Genomic DNA, 20,488 nt, shown 5'->3' on the forward strand with positions numbered 1-20,488 from the left:
CCATGCCCTTGTCCCCCGCTCCCAAGCTCTCGCGCCGCGGCGCCCTGGCGCTGCTCGGCGCCGCGGCGCGAGAGCTTGGGAGCGGGGGACAAGGGCATGGCGTCGGGTCCTTCCGGACAGTCCTGAGAATGGTTCTCATTATCGATGGATCGGCGGGCTTCGGCAACCGCCTCGCGCCGCCGCATGACGACACCGACATGGCAGGGCCGGGCCGCCCGGCTTGCCAGGGCCAGACGCCGCTGTCAGAAGAGCATGCAAATCATTCGCAGACGGCGAAGGTTGCCAGCCGGCCGGGGATCATTGATGCCGAAGCATTGCCAAAATGACATCCGTCCCGGCGCCTCGCTGGGCCGCCGCGGCCTGCTGGCGGGCGCTGCCGCCCTGGGCCTCGCGCGGCCTGCAATCGCGCAGGCGCAGCCCTTGCGCATCGGCATGGTCACCTCCCTCTCCGGCCCCTTCACCGCGCTGGGCGAGAGCATGCGGGCCGGCATGCAACTGCTGCTGGCGCAGTCCGGCCAGGCGATCGCCGGCCGCCGCGTCGAGTTCCTGGTCGAGGACGACCAGGCCCGCCCCGAGGAAGGCGTGCGCAAGGCGCGCAAGCTGATCGGCCAGGACAGGGTCGACCTGCTCTGCGGCGTCATCAGTTCCGGCGTGGCGCTGGCGCTCCGCGACGTGGTCACCGAGGCGCGGATGCCGACCTTCCTGCTCGGCTCGGCCAACGACCTGGCGCGCAAGGCCGCCAGCCCCTTCATCCTGCGCCCGACCAAGACCAACTGGATGCTGGGCGACACCGCCGCCCGCTGGACCTATGAGAAGGTCTCGAAGTCGAAGGTGCTGACCGTCGGCTCCGACTATGCCGCGGGGCGCGAATATATCGGCGACTTCGCCGAGGGCTATCGCCGCCTCGGCGGCGGCATCGGCCGGCAGCTCTGGACACCGCTGGGCAGCGCAGACTTCGGCCCGCTGCTGACCACCATCGCCTCGGAACGCCCCGAGGTGGTCTATGGCTTCTTCGCCGGCAGCGACGCCGTGCGCTTCCTGCGGCAGTGGAAGGAATACCGCCTGGCCGGCCGCGTGCCGCTGGTCGGCACCGGCGCCTTCTTCGACCAGGAGGACGTGCTGCCGGCGGTGGGCGATGCCGCGCTCGGCGCCGTGAACACCTTCCACCAGTCGCCGACCGCGCCCGCCAGCGCCGCCTTCATCGAGGCCTATCGCGCGACCGGCAAGCCGCTGCCCGGCGAGTTCAGCACCACCGGCTATGTCTGCGGCCAGGTGATCAAGGCGGCGCTGGAGCGCAGCAACGGCGACCTCGCCGATTGGGAGAAGACCCGCGCCGGTCTGTTCGCCGCGCCGGTCGAGACCGCCTTCGGCCCGATGCCCTTCGACCCGCGCAATGGCCAGGCCATCCTCGACATCCATGTCAACGAGGTGAAGCGCGGCGAGGATGGCCGCATGGTCAACACCGTGCTGCACACCTACCGCCAGGTGCGCGACCCCGGCATCCCCGCCTGAACGCAGCATGATGGGCTATGCCGCCATCCAGGTGCTGAACGCGCTGTCCTTCTCGGCGCTGCTGCTGCTGACCGGGCTGGGCCTGTCGGTGGTCCTCAGCCTGATGAATTTCGTCAATCTGGCGCATGGTTCTTTCTATCTGCTGGGCTCCTACATCGCGGTCCACTGGCTGGCGTCCGGCGCGCCCTGGTGGATGGCCTTTCCCGTCGCCTTCCTGGCGACCGCCCTGGCCGGCGCGCTGCTGGAACGCTTCCCGCTGCGCGCCTTCTACGCCCGGCCGCATCTGATGCAGGTGCTGCTGACCTACGGCCTCTCCGTCATCTTCGCCGACCTGATGCGCTGGGGTTTCGGCGCGCAGATCCTCTCGCCTGAGCTGCCGGAGATGCTGCAGGGCGTGGTCTTCCTCTTCGACATGCCCTTCCCGCTCTATCGCCTGTTCATCATCGGCGCCGGCTTCGCGATGGCCCTCGCCTTGTGGCTGCTCTTCGACCGGACGATGTGGGGCGCCGTGGTGCGCGCTGCCGTCAGCGACCGCGGCATCGTCGAGACGCTGGGCATCGACACCCGCCGCCTCTTCGCCGCCGTCTTCATGCTCTCGGCGGGGCTGGGCGGCCTCAGCGGCGCGCTCGGCGCAGGCATGCTCGCCGCCTATCCGGGACTGGACGAGGAGGTGCTGATCCTGGCGCTGATCACCGTCGTCGTCGGCGGCCTGGGCAGCTTCGGCGGCACGGTGCTGAGCGCGCTCGTCGTCGGTTTCGCGCTGACCTTCAGCAAGGTCTGGTTCCCGGAATTCGCCAACCTCGCCGCCTTCTCGGCGATGATCGCGCTGCTGCTGGCGCGTCCCAACGGCCTCGTGGCCCCGCCGCTGCGCCAGCTATGAGTCTTTCCCGCCTTGCCCTCCCGATGGCCGGGCTTGCGGCCATGGCTGCGGTCGCGGCCCTGTCCGGTGATTTCCAGCTGCGCTTCCTGGCGGAAATCCTGCTCATCGGCACCGCGGTGCTGAGCCTCGACCTGCTGATCGGCTTCGGCGGCCTCATCTCGCTCGGCCATGCCGCGCTGTTCGGATCGGCCGCCTATGCCGCCGCCATCGCCGCCCAGCATCTCGGCGCCTCGCTGCCGGTGATGCTCGGCATCGGCATCGCCATGGGCACGGCGGTCGCCGCGCTGATGGGCCTGGTCATCCTGCGCGCCGGCAGCCTTTTCCTGCTGATCCTGGCGCTGCTCTTCGGCCAGATCGTCTGGGAAATTTGCTTTCATTGGCGCGAGGTCACCGGCGGCGCCGACGGGCTGCGCGGGCTGCCGCCGCTCTCGCTCGGGCCCTGGGCGCTGGGCGATGCCCGCTCGCTCTTCGTCCTTGCCGGGCTGCTGGCGCTGGGCAGCCTCGGTGTCGCGCGCAGCTTCGTGGCCTCCCCGCTCGGCCGGGCGTTGATCGGCACGCGGGAACAGCCGATCCGCATGCAGGCGCTGGGCTACACCCTGTTCTCCGTGCGCTTCCGCGCGCTGCTGGTCGCCGGCGCCATGGCCGGCGCGGCGGGTTCGCTCTACCCCTTCGTCAACCTCTATGTCGGGCCGCAAAGCGTGCACTGGACGCTGTCGGCGACGATGATCATCATGCTGGTGATCGGCGGCGTCGGCTCGCTCTGGGGCGCCTTTCTCGGCACGGCGGTCTATCTGGCGCTGCAGACCTATGTCGGCGCCTGGACCGACCGTTGGCAGCTCTGCGTCGGCTTGCTGTTCGTGCTGACCGTGCTGGTGATGCCGCAAGGGCTCGCGAGCGGGTTTCTCCGGCTGACCCGCAAGGGACGCACGCCATGACCGCGCTGCTGCAGGTCGAGGGCGTCGGCAAGCGCTTCGGCGAGTTCGCCGCCATCAGCGATGTCACGCTCGATCTGCGCGGCGGCGAGACGCTGGGCCTGATCGGCCCGAACGGCGCCGGCAAGACCACGCTGTTCAACATGATCACCGGCTTCCTCAAGCCCGACGCGGGCAGCCTGCGCTTCGACGGCGCCGCCATCGATCGCCTGGCGCCGGCGCAGCGCGTGGCGCGTGGGCTGGTGCGCAGCTTCCAGAAGCCGATGCTCTTCCCGGCCCTCGCCTTGCGCGAGAACATCGCCATGGCCGCGCGCCAGCATGCCGGGCGTGGCCTGTCCTGGTGGGGTGGCGCCCGCGCCACCCGCGCCGCCAATGACGAGGCCGATCGCCTGCTGATCGAGGCCGGGCTGCAGCACCGCGCCGAGGCCCGCGTCGCCGACCTGGCCTATGGCGAGCAGCGCATGGCCGACCTGCTGATCGCCCTCGCTTTGCGGCCGCGCCTGCTGCTGCTGGACGAGCCCACCGCCGGCCTGGCGCCCGACGAGGCGCGCCGGCTGCTGGCCATCATCCGCCGCCATGACGAAGGCACCTCGGTGATGCTGATCACCCATGAGGTGGAGATCGCCTTCGCCGCCTGCGACCGCATCGCCGTGCTCAACCTCGGAAGGCTGCTCTGCCTCGACACGCCAGCGGCGGTGCAGGCGCATCCGGCGGTGCGTGAGGCCTATCTCGGGGCGCTGGCGGCATGATGCTGGAGCTCGACAAGCTTTCCGCCCATTACGGCGCCGTCGAGGTCTTTTCCGATGTCTCGCTGCGCATCGGGGCCGGCGAGAAGGTGGCGCTGCTCGGCCGCAACGGCGCCGGCAAGACGACGCTGGTGCAGGCGCTGTTCAATCTCGGCCCGCGCCTGTCAGGCACGATCCGCCTGCAGGGCGAGGCCGTGCAGGACTGGCCGACGCATCGCATCGCCCGCCGTGGCATGGCGCTGGTGCCGCAGGGCCGCGGGTTGTTCCCGACGCTGTCGGTGTCAGAGAATCTTCGCCTCGCCACGCTGCGCCAGCCGCGCGGCGCATGGACACTCGAAAAAATCTTCGAGACCTTCCCGCGGCTGGCGGAGCGGCGGCATGCCTCCAGCAGCGCGCTCAGCGGCGGCGAGCGTCAGCTGCTGGCCATCGGCCGCGCCCTGCTGACCCAGGCGCCGCTGCTGGTGCTGGACGAGGCGAGCGAAGGCCTGGCGCCGATGATGGCCGAGGAGATCATCGTGCAGCACGTTGGCAAGCTGGCCGAGGCAGGGCTGACCGTGCTGCTGGCCGAGCAGAATGCCGCCCTCGCCCTGCGGCTCTGCCCACGCGCGCTGGTGCTGGCCGGGCGGCGGCTGGTCTTTGACGGGCCGTCGGAAGCGCTGCTCGCCGACCGCTCGCTACTCCAGGAACACCTGGGCGTCTGACGCCAGAAGAAAACGCAGCGCCCGCATCAGCCCGAGCGGCAGCATCGAGGCATGCGTCTCGCCCGGGCAGGTCTCCGCATGAACCCGCGCCTGCGGCAGGCAGGAGCCGAGCGTGGTCGCCATGTCGCGCAGGTTGCTGACCATGGCGCGCCGCCCGCGCCGCGCGGCGCTGTCCTCGGCGCCCGGCAGCCCGGCTTCCCAGGGCGCCAGCCCTTCTTCCCATTCGCCGACAGCGAGGAAGACATCCGGACGGGCATCGGCGGCCGTGGCAAGCCCGCGCAGCAGCCGCGGCCGATCCCACCAGATCGACGGGCTCAGCGCGCCATAGCCGCTGAACAGGGCGCTGTCATGCGCCAGAAGATCCAGCACCAGATTGCCTGCCAGCGAATGGCCGATGATGATCTGCCGCGCCGGATCGATCGGCGCCTGCCGCGCCACCAGCGGCCGCGCGACGTCGCGCAGCATGTCGCGGAAGGCGTCGCGCCCGCCGGACTGGCCACGATGCGGTTCGGCAGCCGGCGGCCCGGCGGTATAGTCGAAGCTGCGGCGGGCGCGGTCGAAGCCGTCCTCGGTCGGATAGGCGATGCCGGCCAGGATGGCGGGCGCCATGCGCGTCACCTTCTGCCGCGCCGAGGCCATGCGCATCGTCTCCAGCGCCGTGCCGAAGCACGCATTGGCGTCCAGCAGCCAGACCACGGGAAATCCGGCTTCCGGCGGCGGCGACTCCGGCACCGCCAGCCAGAGCTGCCAGCCGCCCGGAATGTCGAAAACCTGCGTGCCCGACAGCGAGACCGGCGGCATCGCCTCAGCCCCGCAGCGTCGCGCCGCCATCGACCAGGATGTCGGTCATGGTGACATGCGCGGCGCGGTCGGACAGCAGGAACAGCACGGCATCGGCGACGTCCTCGGGCGTGGCCAGCTTGCCCAGCGGAATGCCGGTCTTATAGGCCTCGGGCAGGCCGGCGATGACGCGGGCGGCGCCATGCTCGTCGGCCCACATGCCCGTCTGCATCGGCGTCAGCGTCGAGCCTGGCGCCACGATGTTGCAGCGGATGCCATGCGGCGCCAGCTCCAGGCCGAGGCAGCGGGTGAACATGCTGGCCGCCGCCTTCGACGCCGCATAGGCCGCCATGCCGTGCCGCGGGATGCTGGCGGCGTTGGAGCTGACGGTGACGAAGGCGCCGGCCTTGCGCGGCGTCATGCGCCGGGCCAGGGCGCGCCCCAGATGGAACACGCCCTGGGCATTGATGGCGAAGACGCGGTCCCAGTCGGCATCGCTGGTCTCGGCGACCAGGCCGGTGGCCAGCACGCCGGCGACGCTGACGCCGTAATGGATCGGGCCCCATTCGGCCTCAACCCGCTCGACCAGCGCCTCGACGCCGGCGGCATCGGCGACGTCCAGCGGCGCGCGCCAGACGCCGTCCAGGTCAGGAATGCCCTCGATACCGCGGTCGGTCGCGACGATGCGCGCGCCTTCCTCGTGCAGCGCACGGACCAGGGCGGCGCCGATGCCGCCCCCTGCCCCCGTCAGGAAGGCGATCCGCCCCTCGATGCCGCTGGCCCGCATGGCGCCGCTCCTGCTGCTCAGAAGGCGATGCGCGCCACGCTCTCGGCCGAGTTGCGCGGCACGTCGCGCCCGTTCTTCACCGAGACATAGAGCATCTTGCCCGCTGCGTCGAAGGCCAGGCTGTTCGGGTGCTTCGGCAGGGCGACGGTCGCGCGGCTGGCCAGCGTCCTGGCGTCCAGCACGGCGATGGCGCCGTCCTCGCGGGAGGCGACGAAGACGCGGCCGCCGGCCTCGTCCAGCAGCAGCGACAGCGGGCCCTTCGGCGCCGGCCCTTCGGCGACCAGGCGGCCATCGGCGGGATCGATGCGCGCGACCCGGTTGCCCGGATGCTTCGAGGTGAAGCCCGGCTGCATCTTCGCCTGATAGCCCGGCATGCTTTCCAGCCCCTGGTCCACCGCCAGCACCTGGCCGGTGGCCGCGTCGAATTCCAGGTTCATCGGCTGCTCCAGCCCGCCGGCGGCGACGTCCTTGGCCAGCGTCACCGCCTTGGCGTCGACGGTGTAGAGCCGGCCCAGCAGCGAGGAGAGGAAGACGCGCTGATTGGCCGAATCGACGGCGATGCCGATGGCGCCCGGCCCCATGCCCGTGACAGTGCCCTTCAGCGTCATCGCCTTGGCATCGACAACATAAAGAACACTGTTCTCGGTGCTGAAGCCGGGGATGTAGAGGGTGGCGCCCGTCGCATCGAGGCGCAGCTCGCGCAGGCTATAGGGCGCGCTCTCCTTGCCGTCGGCGGCGCGGACCTTCTCGGCCAGGCGCAGCGTGCCGACCAGCTTGTTCGCCGCGATGTCGATGACGCTGACCGAGGCCTCGGTGCTGTGGCCGACATAGAGACGGCCCGACGCCTCGTCGAGCGCCACGCCAAAACCCTTGAGCGGCAGCGGGATCTCGGCCTGCACCGCCAGCGTCGCCGGATCGAGGCGCAGCACCCGGCTGTCGACCGAATTCTCGCCGAAGCCGCCGGAGGCCGCGACGAAGACCGCCTTCTGCCGCGCGCTATAGGCGAGCTCGTAGAGGCCGACGCCGATCTCGCGGCGGGTCACGGCCGGCTCGGCGGCACGGGCCGGGACGGCGAGCAGGCCAAGGCCAGCGAGGCCCAGCAGCGGCCGGCGGCCAAGGGCGGGAACAGTCGGCATGGCGAAATCCTTTCGTTCATTCCGTGGCCGTCGAGGGCTCAAAGCAAGGCGAGCAGCCCTGCCGGCAGCGGCGCGGCGCCGAGGCACAGCGCCACCCGCGGGGCATAGCACAGCAGCAGCGCCAGCGGCATGGCGCTCGCGGTCAGCAGCCCTGTCCAGACGACAAGGCCAAGGCCCCAGCCGAAAGCGGCGACCGGCGGCAGCAGCGACAGCGCGAGCAACGCCCAGCCGCCCCAGAAGCACAGCCGGGCGCGCAGCACGGGAATGCGGCGGACCGCGAAAACCTGTTCGTGGTGGCGCTCCATGGCGAGCGACAGCGCCAGGAAGCCGGCATAGGCGAGCGCCAGGCCGAGCAGCGTCATGGCGCCGCCTCCGCCGTGCGGGTGCTGTGCGCGGGGCGCCGCGCGGCGGACGGCGCATGGCGCGCGACCTTCATGGCGATCGCGCCCAGCAAGCCGCCGCACACCAGCAGGCCGAGGTCGAAGCCCACGCGCAGCCAGTCGCCCGCCATCGCCGAGGCCAAAAGATGCGCGTCCGTGACGAGGAAGTTCAGCACCGGCAGTAGCGCGAAGGCCACGGCGCCGGCGGCGAACTGCTCGACCCAGGCGCGGCGCCCGCGGCGGAACAGCGGATGCAGCAGGCACAGCGCCCAGACCGCGAAGAAGGCATGGATTTCCCACGCCGCGCGCTGCGGCAGGTCGAGCGGCAGCAGACGGTTCGCCCAGAAGAAGCCGGCCATGGCCAGCGGCAGGCCGGCGATGGCGGCGACGTTCAGATGCTCGACCAGATGCGTGCCGAAGCCGATGCGGCCGGACTTCAACGCCTGCTGCCGCTGCTTCACCGCCCAGAGGATGCAGCCCGTCGCCACCATCACCGTCCCCGCCAGCCCCGCCAGCAGGAACAGCGCGCGCAGCGCCGGGCCGGCGAAGCGCGCCAGATGCAGGCCATAGACCACGCCATGCATCTGCGCCGCCGGGCCGGGCGTGGCGGATTGCGCGATGACGGCGCCGGTGACGCCGTCGAAGGTGACGCTCTGCGCGCTGGTCGAGACGCGCTCATGCCCGGCGCGGACCAGCTGCACCGTGGCCGCGGCGTCGCCCGGGTTGCTGACAGTGATGCGGCCGGGCGCGCCGCCGTCCCAGCGCCGCGCCGCCTCGGCCAGCATCGGCCCGATCGGCGCCAGCGGGGCGGCGGCATTGGCGCGCGGCCGCGGCGGCGGATTGCCGGAGAGCTCGGCGTTGAAGCCCTGGCGCGGATTGGGATAGGCGCGCTCCATGCCCCAGGGCATGGCCATGGCCATGAAGATCACCAGGCCGCTATAGGTGATCATCAGGTGGTAGGGCAGCGCCAGCACCGCCGCGACATTGTGCCCGTCGAGCCAGGAGCGCTGGCCCTTGGCCGGGCGGAAGGTGAAGAAGTCGGCGAAGATCCGCCGATGCGTGATGACGCCGCTGATGATGGCCATCAGCATGAACATCGTGCAGACGATGATGATCCAGCGCCCCCAGAAGACGCTGAGGTAATGCAGCTCGAAGTGGAACCGGAAGAAGAACTCGCCGCCGCGGGTGTCGCGGGCGGCGACGGGCTCGCCGCTGTCGGGATGCAGCGTGGCGTTGCGGAAGCCGCGGCCGCTGGATGACGGATCGCGCCAGAAGACGCGCAGCGCGTTCTCGCGCGCTTCCGGCAGGGTAATGAACCAGCTCGGCGCGTTCGGCGCCAGGCGCTGCATCGCCGCCATGGCGACCTCCGCATTGTGCGGGCCGGGGCTGACGGCGGCGAGCTCGGGCCGCATCCAATGCGAGATCTCGGGGCGCAGATAGGCGGCGGTCCCGGTCAGGAAGACGGCGAAGAGCACCCAGCCGACCAGCAGGCCGGTCCAGGTGTGAAGCCAGGCCATGCTCTGGCGGAAGCCTTCCTTCATGGCGCGTGCCCCTGCAGCCACAGCAACCCGGCCAGGATGGCCGCCAGGATGGCGATGCCGGCCGCCGCGCGCCAGGCCTGGCGCGCGGCGAAGGCGAAGACGATGCAGACAGCCAGGATGACGAAGGACAGCATGCCGCTGGTCAGCACTGCCTCGACCCGCGGCATCGGCAGGCTGGTGGCCAGCCAGGCATCGGCCAGGCCTGCCACCGCATAGCCGCCGCCGACGCCGGCGAGCAGCCGGGTCACGATCCCGGCGACGCGCCGTGCTTCCGCGGCGCGCGGCGGCCTCACCCTGTCAGCTGCCGCGGCCATGGCCGCTCAGAACCGGTAGCGCAGGCCGGCGGTGACGGTGCGGCCATAGCCGTACCAGCACCAGGCATAGCCGCTGCAGCTGTTGATGTAGCGCGTGTCGGCCAGGTTGGTGACATTGACCGAGGCCAGCATGCCCTCGAGGTTGCGGCCGAGCTGGCCCAGGTCGTAGCGCAGCGCCATGTCGAACAGCGTCGCTGCGCGCACCTTGAAGGTGTTGGCGTCGTCACCGTAGCTGGAGCCGAGGTAGCGCACGCCGCCGGCGACGCCGAGGCCCTGCAGCCGGCCCTCGGGCGCGGTGTAGTCGAGCCAGGCGGAGGCGCTGGTGCGCGGCTGGCCGGCCGGGGTCTTGCCCTGCAGCGGCACGCTGCCGCCGGAGGCGCGGCCCTCGATCGCATAGTCGATCGTGGTGCTGTTGTTGCTGCGGGTGTACTCGACATCCTGCAGGGTGAAGGCGGCGGTCAGGCGCAGGCCCTCGGCCAGGCTGGCCTTGGCCTCCAGCTCCAGGCCGCGGGTCGTGGTCTCGCCCTGCTGCGTGCTGAACTGCGGGTTCACCGCGTCGGTCGACAGCACGTTCTGCCGCAGCAGGTCATAGGCGGCGATGCTGAAGGACAGGGTGGTGCCCGGCGGCTGGTAGCGCAGGCCGACCTCGTATTGCCGGCCGGTGGTCGGCTCGAAGGGGTTCAGGAAGCGGTCGGTGCCGGACTGCGGCTCGAAGCTCTCGCTGTAGCTGACATAGGGCGCGAAGCCGTTGTCGAACAGATAGACGGCGCCGAGGCGCACGGTCGCGGCATGGTCCTTCTGCCGCGCGACCGAGGTGCGGCGCTGCGTCGCGACCGAGCTGTTCTCGGTCGTGCTGTCGGACCAGTCGAGGCGGCCACCGGCCAGCAGCACCAGCTGGCCGATCTTCACCTGGTCCTGCAGGTAGAGGCCCAGCTGGTTCTGGCGCTGGCTGCTGTAGGAGGAGAAGCCCGGCCACACGCTGCCCTGGTTGGCGTAGCGCGGGTTGAACAGGTCCTGCTGCAGCGTGCGGCGGCCGGCCGCGGTGTTGTAGGCGGCCGAGCCGGTATAGACGTCGTTCAGCAGGCGATAGTAGTCGAGGCCGACCAGCACGGTGTGCTGCGCCGGGCCGGTGCGCAGGGTCAGCTGCGCCTGGTTGTCGACGGTGAAGGCGTCGAGATTGGCGTCGGTGCCGAAGATCGAGCGCTGGGTGCGGCGCAGGTCGGCCGAGGTCAGCGAGTGATAGACGCTGCGGTACTCGCCCTGGGTGTGCAGGTAGCGGACGTTCTGGCGGAAGGTCAGCGCGCTGTTGACGCGGTGCTCGGCCAGCCAACCCATCATGTAGTTGGTGCGGTTGGAGCGCTCGAGATTCGGGTCGCCGTCATAGAAGCGCGTGCCGATGCGGCCGTTCGGGTTCGGCAGCGCCGAGCCCCAGGACGGCACGCTGCCATAGGAGGCCGATTCCGGGTCGCGCTGGTAGTGGCCGAAGACGGTGACGCTGGTGTCCGTGTCCGGCCGCCAGGTCAGCGCGCCGGAGAAGAAGTAGCGGCGGGTGCGGGTCTCGTCGAGCTCGCCGTCGCCCTCCGAATAGGAGCCGAGCACACGGCCGAGGAACTTGCCTTCGCTGTCCAGCCGGCCGCTGAGGTCGCCGGCGACGCGGCGGCTGTCGCGGTTGCCGCCCTCGACCAGGATCTCGCGGATGCGCTCGTCGGTCGGGCGCTTGGTGACCACGTTGACCATGCCGCCCGGCGGCGTGGTGCCGTAGAGGACGGAGGCCGGGCCGCGCAGCACCTCGACCCGCTCCATGCGGTAGGGGTCGATGCTGGGATTGGCGTCGCGGCCGCCGGCGATGCGCATGCCGTCCAGGAAGGTCGCCGGCGAATAGCCGCGGATCGACATCTGGTCGAGGCGGACGGCGGTGTTGCCGCGCGGCTCCACCGTGGTGCCGGCGGTGTAGCGCAGCGCCTGGGTCAGGCTGCGCGCGTTGCGGGCCTGGATCTCGTCGGCGGTGACGACGGAGATCGACTGCGGCGTCTCGATGATCGGCGTGTCGGTCTTGCTGGCGGTGGCGCTGACGCCGGCAACGAAGCCCTGCACCGGGCTGTGGCCGCGCTCGACGCCGCCCTGGACGCTGACCTCCGGCAGGGCGACGGCGCTGCCCGGGGCCGGGGCCGGGGCCGCGACGCTGCTGTCCTGGGCGAGGGCGCCGCCGAGCGGGGCAGCCACCGCCGCCGCGACCAGGGGCGCCATCAGGGCGCGCTGGCCGCGCCGGATAACCTTGGGTGCTCGCCGAGCCATAGTTCCAGTCCTTGCCAGCCAGTTGAGAATGCGACGCGTCTGCGAGGCGCCCGCATAGTCGTCCCGGTAACCTTGGGCAAGGGCTGCGGTAACAATTCGTCGAATTTTCACCGTCCGGGAAGGGCGAGGCCAAGGCCACGCCGAAGCCCATGTTGGCGGCTACGGCGGAGATCCCGCGGGAATACTCCGATCCCGCCATTTCGTGCGGGCTGTGTCAGGATCAGCGATGGGCGCGAATCGGCACCAGGCCGGCCGCGCCGGACCACGGTCAGGCCGGCTGCCCGGCCGCCTTGCCTGATGGTGCGGACCGGCATGGGCTTGGCCACTGATGGTGTTACGGCCCGTTCAGACAGGCGGCAGGGTTGTTGCGAACGATTCGCAATGAACCGCGACGGCCCGGCGGCGTCGCAACCGGGCCGTCGCGGCGGGTCAGGTGTCGAGGCGGATATTCGCCTCGCGGACGACCTGGCGCCATTTGGCGATCTCGGCGCGGATGAAGGCGCCGAACCCGGCCGGGGTGCCAGGATCGGGGAAGCCGCCCAGCTCCACCATCCGCGCGGCGACGGACGGGTCGCGCAGGATGGCGACGGCATCGGCGTTGATCTTCGCGATGATCTCTTCCGGCGTGCCGGCCGGGGCGACCAGGCCGGACCAGCCCAGCGCCTCGTAGCCGGGCAGGCCGCTCTCGGCGACGGTCGGGAGGGCGGCCAGCTGCGGCGGGCGCGCCTTGCTGGTCACGGCCAGGGCCCGGGCGCGGCCGGACTGCACCTGCGGCAGGGCGCTGGCCAGGCTGTCCATCATCAGCGGCACATTGCCGGCGATCAGGTCGGCCATGGCCGGGCCGCTGCCGCGATAGGGCACATGGGTCAGCTTCAGCCCGGCGCGATGCGCCAGCATTTCCATCGCCATGTGCTGCGCCGTGCCGGGACCCGCGGAGGCGTAGTTCTGCGCCCCCGGATTTTCCTTCGCCCGCGCCACGAAGGACAAAAAATCGGCGGGGCCGCTGCCGGGATGGGCGACCAGCACCAGCGGCAGGGTGAAGATGTTGGTGATCGCCGAAAAGTCGCGCTCGGCGTCGTAGGGCAGCTGCGCCATCACCGAGGGGTTCACACCCAGCGTGCCCGAGGTGCCGACCACCAGCGTGTAGCCGTCCGGCGCCGAGCGCGCCCCGGCCTCCATCCCCAGCGCGCCGGCGCCGCCCGAGCGGTTCTCGACGACGACGCGCTGCGGCCAGCGTTTCGACAATTCGTCGGCCACCAGGCGGCCGAAGATGTCGGCGGCCTGGCCTGGCGGGAAGGGCACGATCAGCCGCACCGGCCGGCTGGGCCAGGGCGCCTGTCCCAGCGCGGGGGTGGCGAGGGTGGCGGCGGCAGCGGCCAGCAGCGGCCTGCGAGCAAGCTTGGGCATGTCGAAAGGATCCTCCCGGGGGCCCTTCTGCCGGGGTCGGCGGGGCCGTTCCTGCTTGACGGGCGCATCCTGCCTTTGCCAACAATGCATACGCAAACGAATTCATAAATGAGGGGGGGAGTCGATGGCCCAGCCGGCCGAGCGGGCCGAGCCCCGCGCGCGCAGCGCCGCCGAGACCGCGCATGCGGCGCTGAAGGCACTAATCCTGGACAATGCCCTGCCCCCCGGCAGCCAGCGGCTGGAGAGCGAGCTGGCGCTGCAGCTGGGCCTGTCGCGCACCCCGGTGCGGGAGGCGATGGTGCGGCTGCAGCAGGAGGGGCTGGTCGCCATCACGCCGCGCCACGGCATGCGTGTGCTGCCGATCGCCGCCGGGGACATGCGCGAGATCTATGCCGTGCTGACCGCGCTGGAGCCGATGGCCGCCGAGCTGCTGGCCCGCCGCGCCGATCCTGGCGCCGGGCTGGAACGGCTGTCGGCCGCCTGCGACGCGATGGAGGCGGCGCTGGCCGCCGAGGATCGCAGCGGCTGGGCCGCGGCCGACGAGGCCTTCCACCTGGGCCTGGCCGAGCTCTGCGGCAACCGCCGCCTGGCAGGCATGGTGATGCAGGTCTGGGAGCAGTCGCATCGCGCGCGCCTCTTCACCCTGCAGCAACGGCCGCTGCCGGCGCGCAGCACCGCCGAGCATCGCCGCGTGCTGGAAGCCATCGCCGCCGGCGAGGCCGATCGCGCGCGCAACCTGTACCACCGGCACCGCGCCCGCAGCGGCGCCGAGCTGGTTTCCCTGATCGAGAGGAGTGGTCTGGCATGGCTCTGAGCAACGCGCTGCAGATCGCGCTGATGCCGGGCGACGGCATCGGCGTGGAGGTGACCGAGGCCTGCGTCGCGGTGCTGCGCCCGCTGGCCCGCCGCCACGGGCTGGGCCTCGACTTCGAAGACCTCCGCGCCGGCGCCATGGCCTATCGCGACACCGGCACGGCGATGGACGAGGCGACCTTCGAGCGGGCGAAAGCGGCGGATGCCATCCTGCTCGGCGCCATGGGCTGGCCGGGCATCCGCTATCCGGACGGCACCGAGATCGCGCCGCAGCTGGACCTGCGCTTCCGATTGGGGCTGTTCGCCGGGGTCCGCCCGATCCGCGCCCTGCCCGGCCTGCCGACGGTGCTGGCCGATCCGCGGGCTGCAGGCATTGATCTGGTCATTTTGCGCGAGAGCACCGAAGGCCTCTTCGCCGCCCGCGGCCGGGGCGAGATCATCGAGGATCGCGAGGCGCGCGACACCATGGTGATCACCCGCGCCACGACGGAGCGGCTGTCGCATTTCGCCTTCGATCTCGCCCGCCGGCGCGCGGAGAAGCGCGGGCGGCCGGGCAAGGTGACGCTGGTCGACAAGGCCAATGTCTTCACCGGCTTCGCCTTCATGCGGAAGGTCTTCTACGAGGTCGCGGCCAAGCACGGCGATGTCGCGGCCGGCGACCACTATATCGACGCCATGGCGCTGGACCTGCTGCGCCGCCCCTGGGATTTCGACGTGCTGCCGACCGAGAACATGTTCGGCGACATCCTGTCGGATCTCGGCGCCGGGCTGATCGGCGGCATGGGCTTCGCGCCCTCGGCCGATATCGGCGAGGGCCATGCGGTCTTCCAGCCAAGCCACGGCACGGCGCCGGACATCGCCGGCAAGGGCGTCGCCAACCCGACGGCCATGCTGCTCTCGGCGGCACTGATGCTGGACTGGCTGGCCAGCCGCGGCGCCGGCCCGGCCTGGGCCGAGGCCGCCGCCGAGCTCGAGGCCGCAGTCGACGCCGTCTTCGCCGGCGGCCTGCGCACGCCCGATATCGGCGGCAAGGCGGGCACGGCCGAGGTGGCGCGGGCGGTGGTGGAACGGCTGCAGGAAGGGGCGCTCACAGCCTGAGCCAGGCCATGCACTGCGGCTCAAAAACTGCGCGCGATGTCGGCTGATCTGTCAGGCACATTGCCCCCGCAGAATATTTTCGGCAAAACTCGCGGCTTCGTGTGCGGGACAGGACTGGTCTGATGAGTGAGGAAAAAGCGAAGCCTGAGGTGGCGCCTGCCGCGCCGCCCAAGCCTCCCTACGTGCCGCCGGCCGGGACGCCGGTCACCGCCGGTCCCGCTGGGTTTCGCTTCGATTTCAACCAGGGCGCCCGCCTGCTGCTGCCGCCCGGCGCGCCGCGGACGGTGCGTCTCTGGGACAGGGACACCAACAGCCTGCTGTTCCGCACCACCGGGGAAGGGCTGGTGATCAACTCCTCGAAGCGCTTCTTCGTGCGCTTCCGGGTCGAGCTCTGGGACGGGCCGGATGATTCGGGTCCGCCCAGCTTCACCCATGACTACGACGCCCGTGACCGCAAGGTGCTGATCCAGTTCCCGGTCGGCACGCTGGGCGACAGCCTGGCCTGGTTCCCCTATGCCGCCCGCTTCGCCGAGCAGCATGGCTGCCGCCTGACCTGCAGCCTGTCCGGCCTGATCATCCCGCTGCTGCGCGACGCCTATCCGCACATCACCTTCATCACGCCGGAGGAGCTGGCCGAGGGCAACCTCCGCGACAGCTTCTACGCCAGCTACTGCCTGGGCCTGTTCTTCGAGGATCCGAAGAACGCGCTGCAGCCGACCGACTTCCGCCTGGTCGGGCTGCACCGCACCGCCGGCTATATCCTGGGCGTCGATCCGTCCGAGATGGCGCCGGCGATCAGCTTCGACGACCCCGGGCCGCCGATCGACGCGCCCTATGTCTGCATCGCCGTGCAGTCCTCGACCCAGTGCAAGTACTGGAACAATCCCGATGGCTGGCGCCGCGTCGTCGCTGCGGTGAAGGCCGCCGGCTTCCGCGTGGTCTGCATCGACCAGAAGCCGGTGCATGGCCAGGGCATCATGTGGAACCACATGCCGCATGGCGTCGAGGACGAGACCGGCAACCGCCCGCTGACCGAGCGCGCCCGCTGGCTGCGCCATGCCGCCTTCTTCATCGGCACCAGCTCGGGCCTGGCCTGGCTGGCCTGGGCGGCGGGCACGCCGGTGGTGATGATCAGCGGCTTCACCCACCCGACCAACGAATTCACCACCCCCTACCGGGTGATCAACTGGCACGCCTGCAACAGCTGCTGGAACGACCCCAAGCACCGCTTCGACCACAAGGACTTCCTGTGGTGCCCGCGCCATGCCGGGACGCCGCGGCAGTTCGAATGCTCCCGGCTGATCACCGCCGAGCAGGTGCTGTCCACCATCGCCCGCGTCCCGGCCTGGCAGGCGATGCAGCGCCGGACGTCCGCGGCGACGCCCACGCCGCCGCCAGCCTCGGCGCAAGCGGTCCTGGCGGCCGCGCAGTAAGGGCAAGCAACCATGTCCGGCGCGCAGACGCTCAGCGGCAGCATGTCCGCGGTCAACATCTCCGTGGGCTCCGCCTATGAGGTGCAGGAGTTGATCCTGGTCAGCGGCGGCGCGGCCTATGGCACCTATGTCCATGGCGGCGGCACCCAGACGATCGAGGCCGGCGGCAGCGCCTCGGGCGCGACCGTCTCTGCCGGCGGGCTGCAGCTGGTCGCGGAGGGCGGCAGCGCCTCGGCCACCGAGATCCTGAGCGGCGGCATCGAGCAGGTGCAGGGCGGCGCAAGCCTCGGCGCCATGGTGCGCGGGGGCGGCCTGCAGCAGGTGCTGGAGGGCCATGCCAGCGGCACCACGGTCTTCGGCAGCCAGACCGTCACCGGCGACGGGACGACCAACGGCAGCGCCACGGACACCACGGTCAGCGCCGGCGGCCTGCAGCTGGTCGAGCGTTTCGGCGAGACCGCCGGCACCGGGATCGCCTCCGGCGGCACGCAGCTGGTGCGGGAGGACGGCTATGCCAGCGGCACGATCGTCGCCGATGGCGGCCTGCAGCGGATTGAGGATTATGGCGGCGCCGAGGGGACGACCATCGGGTCCGGCGGCATCCAGAAGGTCGGCGACCTCGGCTTCGTCGCCTATGCCACGGTGGAATCGGGCGGCTTGCAGGACGTGGCCAGCGGCGGCACGGCCATCCTGACCACGCTGACCGGCGGGCGCCAGGAGGTGCTGGCCGGGGGCAGCGCCGCCGGCACCGAGCTCGGCGCCGGCACGCAATATGTCGCCGGCTTCACGGTGGCCACCTTCATTGATGCCGGCGCCACGCAATACGTGCTGGACGGCGGCACCGCCTATCAGAACATCGTGGAAGGCGTGTCCTACATCTCCGCCGGCGGCCTGGCGGGGCAGAATGCGATCGGCCATGGCGGGTTGCAGGTCATCCTGTCCGGCGGCATCGGCTCGGACACCAAGATCTATTCCGGCGGCACCCAGGTGATCCAGGCGGGCGGCATCGCGCAGGGCTGGATCGATATGATCGGCACCGGCGCGACGCTGCAGCTCGGTGCGGCGGATGCGCTGGCGGACGGGCTGGTGATCAGCGGCTTCTCCTATGGCGACCGCATCGACCTCCAGGGGCTGAGCTACGATTCGAGCTGGAGCTGGAGCCTGCTCAGCGGCAGCACGCTGCAGGTCACCGACGGCGCCACCACCTACAACATGACCCTCGACGGCAGCTACACCGAGGACCAGCTCGACTTCAGCCGCGACAGCGGCGACGGCTCGATCATGATGACCGCGACCTGCTACGCCTCCGGCACGCGGATCATGACGATCAGCGGCGCGATCCCGGTCGAGGCGCTGCGCCCGGGCGACCACGTCACCACGATCGGCGCCTGCGGCAGCGCCTGGCAACCCATGCGTTGGCTGGGCGTGCAGACCGTGATGAAGCGCTTTGCCGACCCGCTGCAGGCCTATCCGGTGCGGATCCGCGCCGGGGCGCTGGCCGAGGGGCTGCCTTCGCGCGACCTGCTGCTGTCGCCCGACCATGCCATCCGGCTGGACGGGCTGCTGGTGCAGGCCGGCGCCCTGGTCAATGGCCGCTCCATCGTCCGGCTCGCCGCCGCCGAGCTGCCGGAGCGGTTCTCCTACTACCATATCGAGCTGCCGGAGCATGCGCTGGTGCTGGCCGAAGGGGTCGAGGGCGAAAGCTTCGTCGACAACGTCACCCGCCGCCGCTTCGACAATTTTTCTGAATTCGCCGCGCTGCATGGCGAGGCGGCGCTGCCGATCCCCGAGCTGCCGCTGCCACGGGTCAAATCGGCCCGCCAGCTGCCGGCCGCGCTGCGCGTCCGGCTGGCGGCCCGCGCCGCGGCGCTGGCAGGCGGCGCGGCGGCGGCCGCCTGAGCCTTCCCTTCAGGGCGCCAGCGCCGCCGGCCGGGAAGCGGCGCGCGGTGCCGGGCCGGCCAGCAGCGCCGTCACCGCCTCGGCCGGCATCGGCCGGCCGAACAGCCAGCCCTGGCCGATGGCGCAGCCCAGATCGTCGAGCAGCGCCGCCTCGGCCTCGCGCTCGACGCCTTCGGCGACGGTCGCCATGCCCAGGCTGGCGGCCATGGCGATGACGGCGCCGACGATGCTGCGGCATTCCGGCTGCTCGCTCATCCGGCCGACGAAGCTGGCATCGATCTTGATCTTGTCGAAGGGCAGCGCGCGCAGATGGCTCAGGCTGGAATAGCCGGTGCCGAAATCGTCCAGCGCCAGCCGCATGCCGCGCTGCTTCAGCCGCAGCAGAGCGGCGCGGGCGCGGTCCAGGTCGCCGATCAGCGCGCTCTCGGTCAGCTCCAGCTCCAGCCGCGCCGGGTCGAACCCGGTCTCCGCCAGGATGTCCTCCAGTCGCGGCGTCAGGCCTTCATCCGACAGCTGCAGCGCCGAGAGATTGACCGCGATGGTCAGCGGCATCGGCCAGTCGCGCGCCGCCAGGCAGGCGCGGCGCAGCAGCGCCTCGGTCAGCGGCCCGATCAGCCCCGCCTCCTCGGCCAGTGGGATGAAGGCGGCGGGCGAGACCATGCCGCGCTGCGGATGCGGCCAGCGCGCCAGCACCTCGAAGCCGATCAGCCGCCGCGCCGGCAGCGCCACCAGCGGCTGGAAATAGGGCTCGATGGCACCCTGCTCGATCGCCTCGGGCAACTCGGCCAGCAGCGCGGCGGCGGCCTGGGCGGCGGCCTCCATGTCGGGGGCGAAGCGGCGCTGGCTGCCGCGCGCCTCGGCCTTGGCGCGCTGCAGGGCGAGCTCGGCGCGGTGCTGCAGCAGCCCGGCCTCGGCGCCGTCGGCAGGGTGCAGCGCGATGCCGATGCTGGCGCTCAGCCGCAGCCGCTGCCCCTCCAGCCGGAAGGGCCGGCGCAGCAGCCCGCCCAGCCGCCGCGCCGCGGCCTCGGCCGCCACCCCGCTGTCGCAGGGCATCATCAGCAGGAACTCGTCGCCGCCGATGCGGGCGGCCAGCCCCGCCTCCGGCAGGGCGCCGCGCAGCCGGGCGGCGACCTGGCGCAGCAGGCGGTCGCCCAGCACCGCCCCATGCAGCTCGTTGACCAGGCGGAAGCGGTCCAGGTCGATGCGGAACAGCGCCAGCGGCGTGCCGCCGGCCAGCCGCGCCACCAGCGCCTCGGTGAGCTGGCGGCGGTTGGGCAGGCCGGTCAGCGGGTCCTCGGCGGCGGCGCGCTGCAGCTCGGCCTCGGCGCGATGGCGGCAGGCGCGCTCGCGCCGGTGCTCCCGGTCGCGGCGCAGCGCATAGGCGGCCAGGCCGAAGGGCAGGATGAAGGCCAGGGTCAGCAGCTCGTCCAGCTGCCAGTCCTCATGCGCCTCGACGAAGCGCTGGATGGTCTCATAGGAATCGCAAAGGCTGGCCAGGGCGAACAGGCCCAGGCACGCCGCGAGGATCAGCAGCAGGTCGCGCCGCGCCCGGCCCGGGCGGGGCGCCAGGCGGAAGGCCCGGCGGCGGCGGGGACGGCCGCTCGGGGCGGCGGCGGAACAGGCCTGGGGGCGCATCTCGTCTCATTTTTCGGCAATCTTCTTGCCGTCTAGCGGAGATTGCTCAACGATCGATGAAGGCCGGCGCGACGCGGCGGTGTTGCCGCCCCTTGAAGCGCCGTGGCGGCCGCCGAATCTGCGCTAGCATTGGCCATCACAGGCACCCTGCCGGAAGGATCCCCAGCTTGAGCGCCAGCATCACCGCCAGGACCCGCGC

19 protein-coding genes are annotated in these 20,488 nt (G+C 71.5%); 10 read left to right on the forward strand and 9 right to left on the reverse strand.

The annotated features are described in order from the left end of the window. The 6 genes from BKE38_RS32760 to BKE38_RS02455 all read left to right on the forward strand — a co-directional run. Positions 1-326 (forward strand): hypothetical protein (locus tag BKE38_RS32760; RefSeq protein WP_207553466.1); only part of this gene is annotated, 326 nt, incomplete at its 5' end. Next, on the forward strand, positions 304-1,512 hold the full coding sequence (locus tag BKE38_RS02435; protein ID WP_207553467.1) for an ABC transporter substrate-binding protein: 1,209 nt from the start codon (positions 304-306) through the stop codon (positions 1,510-1,512). The genes BKE38_RS32760 and BKE38_RS02435, both read left to right, overlap by 23 nt. Positions 1,513-1,519: 7 nt before the next feature. After that, the gene (locus tag BKE38_RS02440) at positions 1,520-2,392 is read left to right on the forward strand and encodes a branched-chain amino acid ABC transporter permease (RefSeq protein WP_242662138.1); all 873 of its coding nucleotides are present in this window, start codon (positions 1,520-1,522) and stop codon (positions 2,390-2,392) included. 41 nt (positions 2,393-2,433) lie between these two features. Beyond that, positions 2,434-3,327, forward strand: a complete 894-nt coding sequence (locus BKE38_RS02445; protein ID WP_165694094.1) for a branched-chain amino acid ABC transporter permease — start codon at positions 2,434-2,436, stop codon at positions 3,325-3,327. Beyond that, complete coding sequence (locus tag BKE38_RS02450) at positions 3,324-4,073, forward strand: ABC transporter ATP-binding protein (protein WP_076955783.1); 750 nt, start codon at positions 3,324-3,326, stop codon at positions 4,071-4,073. Before BKE38_RS02445 ends, BKE38_RS02450 begins: the two co-directional genes overlap by 4 nt. Then, a complete protein-coding gene (locus BKE38_RS02455; RefSeq protein ID WP_076955784.1) occupies positions 4,070-4,771 on the forward strand; it encodes an ABC transporter ATP-binding protein in 702 nt (233 codons plus the stop codon). Before BKE38_RS02450 ends, BKE38_RS02455 begins: the two co-directional genes overlap by 4 nt. On the opposite strand, the gene BKE38_RS02460 is transcribed toward BKE38_RS02455, so the two are convergent. The 8 genes from BKE38_RS02460 to BKE38_RS02495 form a co-directional block, all read right to left on the reverse strand. Next, the gene (locus tag BKE38_RS02460; protein WP_076955834.1) at positions 4,745-5,572 is read right to left on the reverse strand and encodes an alpha/beta hydrolase; all 828 of its coding nucleotides are present in this window, start codon (positions 5,570-5,572) and stop codon (positions 4,745-4,747) included. The genes BKE38_RS02455 and BKE38_RS02460 overlap by 27 nt on opposite strands. 4 nt (positions 5,573-5,576) lie before the next feature. Continuing rightward, positions 5,577-6,338 carry a 2,3-dihydro-2,3-dihydroxybenzoate dehydrogenase gene (locus tag BKE38_RS02465; RefSeq protein WP_076955785.1) on the reverse strand — a complete coding sequence of 254 codons (762 nt, stop codon included), beginning with the start codon at positions 6,336-6,338 and terminating at the stop codon, positions 5,577-5,579. 17 nt (positions 6,339-6,355) lie between these two features. Beyond that, a complete protein-coding gene (locus BKE38_RS02470; protein WP_076955786.1) occupies positions 6,356-7,474 on the reverse strand; it encodes a YncE family protein in 1,119 nt (372 codons plus the stop codon). Between the two features lie 38 nt (positions 7,475-7,512). Further along, complete coding sequence (locus BKE38_RS02475) at positions 7,513-7,836, reverse strand: DUF3325 domain-containing protein (protein WP_076955787.1); 324 nt, start codon at positions 7,834-7,836, stop codon at positions 7,513-7,515. Continuing rightward, a complete protein-coding gene (locus BKE38_RS02480) occupies positions 7,833-9,395 on the reverse strand; it encodes a PepSY-associated TM helix domain-containing protein (RefSeq protein ID WP_076955788.1) in 1,563 nt (520 codons plus the stop codon). The genes BKE38_RS02475 and BKE38_RS02480 overlap by 4 nt, the downstream gene beginning before the upstream one ends. After that, entirely contained in the window at positions 9,392-9,688 is a 297-nt protein-coding gene (locus tag BKE38_RS02485; RefSeq protein WP_242662139.1) for a DUF3649 domain-containing protein, read from the reverse strand. The genes BKE38_RS02480 and BKE38_RS02485 overlap by 4 nt, the downstream gene beginning before the upstream one ends. 27 nt (positions 9,689-9,715) lie before the next feature. Further along, a complete protein-coding gene (locus BKE38_RS02490; RefSeq protein ID WP_083747249.1) occupies positions 9,716-11,956 on the reverse strand; it encodes a TonB-dependent siderophore receptor in 2,241 nt (746 codons plus the stop codon). Positions 11,957-12,433: 477 nt separating this feature from the next. Then, the gene (locus tag BKE38_RS02495; protein ID WP_076955790.1) at positions 12,434-13,411 is read right to left on the reverse strand and encodes a Bug family tripartite tricarboxylate transporter substrate binding protein; all 978 of its coding nucleotides are present in this window, start codon (positions 13,409-13,411) and stop codon (positions 12,434-12,436) included. A 124-nt stretch (positions 13,412-13,535) separates the two neighbouring features. On the opposite strand from BKE38_RS02495, the gene BKE38_RS02500 reads away from it, so the two are divergent. From BKE38_RS02500 to BKE38_RS02515, 4 genes are all read left to right on the forward strand, one after another. After that, the gene (locus tag BKE38_RS02500) at positions 13,536-14,225 is read left to right on the forward strand and encodes a GntR family transcriptional regulator (protein ID WP_076955791.1); all 690 of its coding nucleotides are present in this window, start codon (positions 13,536-13,538) and stop codon (positions 14,223-14,225) included. Further along, complete coding sequence (locus BKE38_RS02505) at positions 14,216-15,322, forward strand: isocitrate/isopropylmalate dehydrogenase family protein (RefSeq protein ID WP_076955792.1); 1,107 nt, start codon at positions 14,216-14,218, stop codon at positions 15,320-15,322. The genes BKE38_RS02500 and BKE38_RS02505 overlap by 10 nt, the downstream gene beginning before the upstream one ends. Before the next feature lie 122 nt (positions 15,323-15,444). Then, positions 15,445-16,755: an autotransporter strand-loop-strand O-heptosyltransferase gene (locus tag BKE38_RS02510; RefSeq protein WP_083747250.1), complete on the forward strand. Its 1,311-nt coding sequence runs from the start codon at positions 15,445-15,447 to the stop codon at positions 16,753-16,755. Positions 16,756-16,767: 12 nt separating this feature from the next. After that, positions 16,768-18,654, forward strand: a complete 1,887-nt coding sequence (locus BKE38_RS02515) for a Hint domain-containing protein (RefSeq protein WP_076955794.1) — start codon at positions 16,768-16,770, stop codon at positions 18,652-18,654. A gap of 9 nt (positions 18,655-18,663) precedes the next feature. On the opposite strand, the gene BKE38_RS02520 is transcribed toward BKE38_RS02515, so the two are convergent. After that, the gene (locus BKE38_RS02520) at positions 18,664-20,289 is read right to left on the reverse strand and encodes a putative bifunctional diguanylate cyclase/phosphodiesterase (protein ID WP_083747251.1); all 1,626 of its coding nucleotides are present in this window, start codon (positions 20,287-20,289) and stop codon (positions 18,664-18,666) included. Positions 20,290-20,488: the final 199 nt, after the last annotated feature.

It is taken from the genome of Teichococcus deserti, assembly GCF_001982615.1.
Lineage (GTDB): Bacteria > Pseudomonadota > Alphaproteobacteria > Acetobacterales > Acetobacteraceae > Pseudoroseomonas > Pseudoroseomonas deserti.

Coding starts and splice junctions, on each gene's coding strand:
- BKE38_RS02435 (WP_207553467.1), top strand. CDS start 304: ATGCCGAAGCATTGCCAAAATGACATCCGTCCCGGCGCCTCGCTGGGC.
- BKE38_RS02440 (WP_242662138.1), top strand. CDS start 1,520: ATGATGGGCTATGCCGCCATCCAGGTGCTGAACGCGCTGTCCTTCTCG.
- BKE38_RS02445 (WP_165694094.1), top strand. CDS start 2,434: ATGGCTGCGGTCGCGGCCCTGTCCGGTGATTTCCAGCTGCGCTTCCTG.
- BKE38_RS02450 (WP_076955783.1), top strand. CDS start 3,324: ATGACCGCGCTGCTGCAGGTCGAGGGCGTCGGCAAGCGCTTCGGCGAG.
- BKE38_RS02455 (WP_076955784.1), top strand. CDS start 4,070: ATGATGCTGGAGCTCGACAAGCTTTCCGCCCATTACGGCGCCGTCGAG.
- BKE38_RS02460 (WP_076955834.1), bottom strand. CDS start 5,572: ATGCCGCCGGTCTCGCTGTCGGGCACGCAGGTTTTCGACATTCCGGGC.
- BKE38_RS02465 (WP_076955785.1), bottom strand. CDS start 6,338: ATGCGGGCCAGCGGCATCGAGGGGCGGATCGCCTTCCTGACGGGGGCA.
- BKE38_RS02470 (WP_076955786.1), bottom strand. CDS start 7,474: ATGCCGACTGTTCCCGCCCTTGGCCGCCGGCCGCTGCTGGGCCTCGCT.
- BKE38_RS02475 (WP_076955787.1), bottom strand. CDS start 7,836: ATGACGCTGCTCGGCCTGGCGCTCGCCTATGCCGGCTTCCTGGCGCTG.
- BKE38_RS02480 (WP_076955788.1), bottom strand. CDS start 9,395: ATGAAGGAAGGCTTCCGCCAGAGCATGGCCTGGCTTCACACCTGGACC.
- BKE38_RS02490 (WP_083747249.1), bottom strand. CDS start 11,956: ATGGCGCCCCTGGTCGCGGCGGCGGTGGCTGCCCCGCTCGGCGGCGCC.
- BKE38_RS02495 (WP_076955790.1), bottom strand. CDS start 13,411: ATGCCCAAGCTTGCTCGCAGGCCGCTGCTGGCCGCTGCCGCCGCCACC.
- BKE38_RS02500 (WP_076955791.1), top strand. CDS start 13,536: ATGGCCCAGCCGGCCGAGCGGGCCGAGCCCCGCGCGCGCAGCGCCGCC.
- BKE38_RS02505 (WP_076955792.1), top strand. CDS start 14,216: ATGGCTCTGAGCAACGCGCTGCAGATCGCGCTGATGCCGGGCGACGGC.
- BKE38_RS02510 (WP_083747250.1), top strand. CDS start 15,445: ATGAGTGAGGAAAAAGCGAAGCCTGAGGTGGCGCCTGCCGCGCCGCCC.
- BKE38_RS02515 (WP_076955794.1), top strand. CDS start 16,768: ATGTCCGGCGCGCAGACGCTCAGCGGCAGCATGTCCGCGGTCAACATC.
- BKE38_RS02520 (WP_083747251.1), bottom strand. CDS start 20,289: ATGCGCCCCCAGGCCTGTTCCGCCGCCGCCCCGAGCGGCCGTCCCCGC.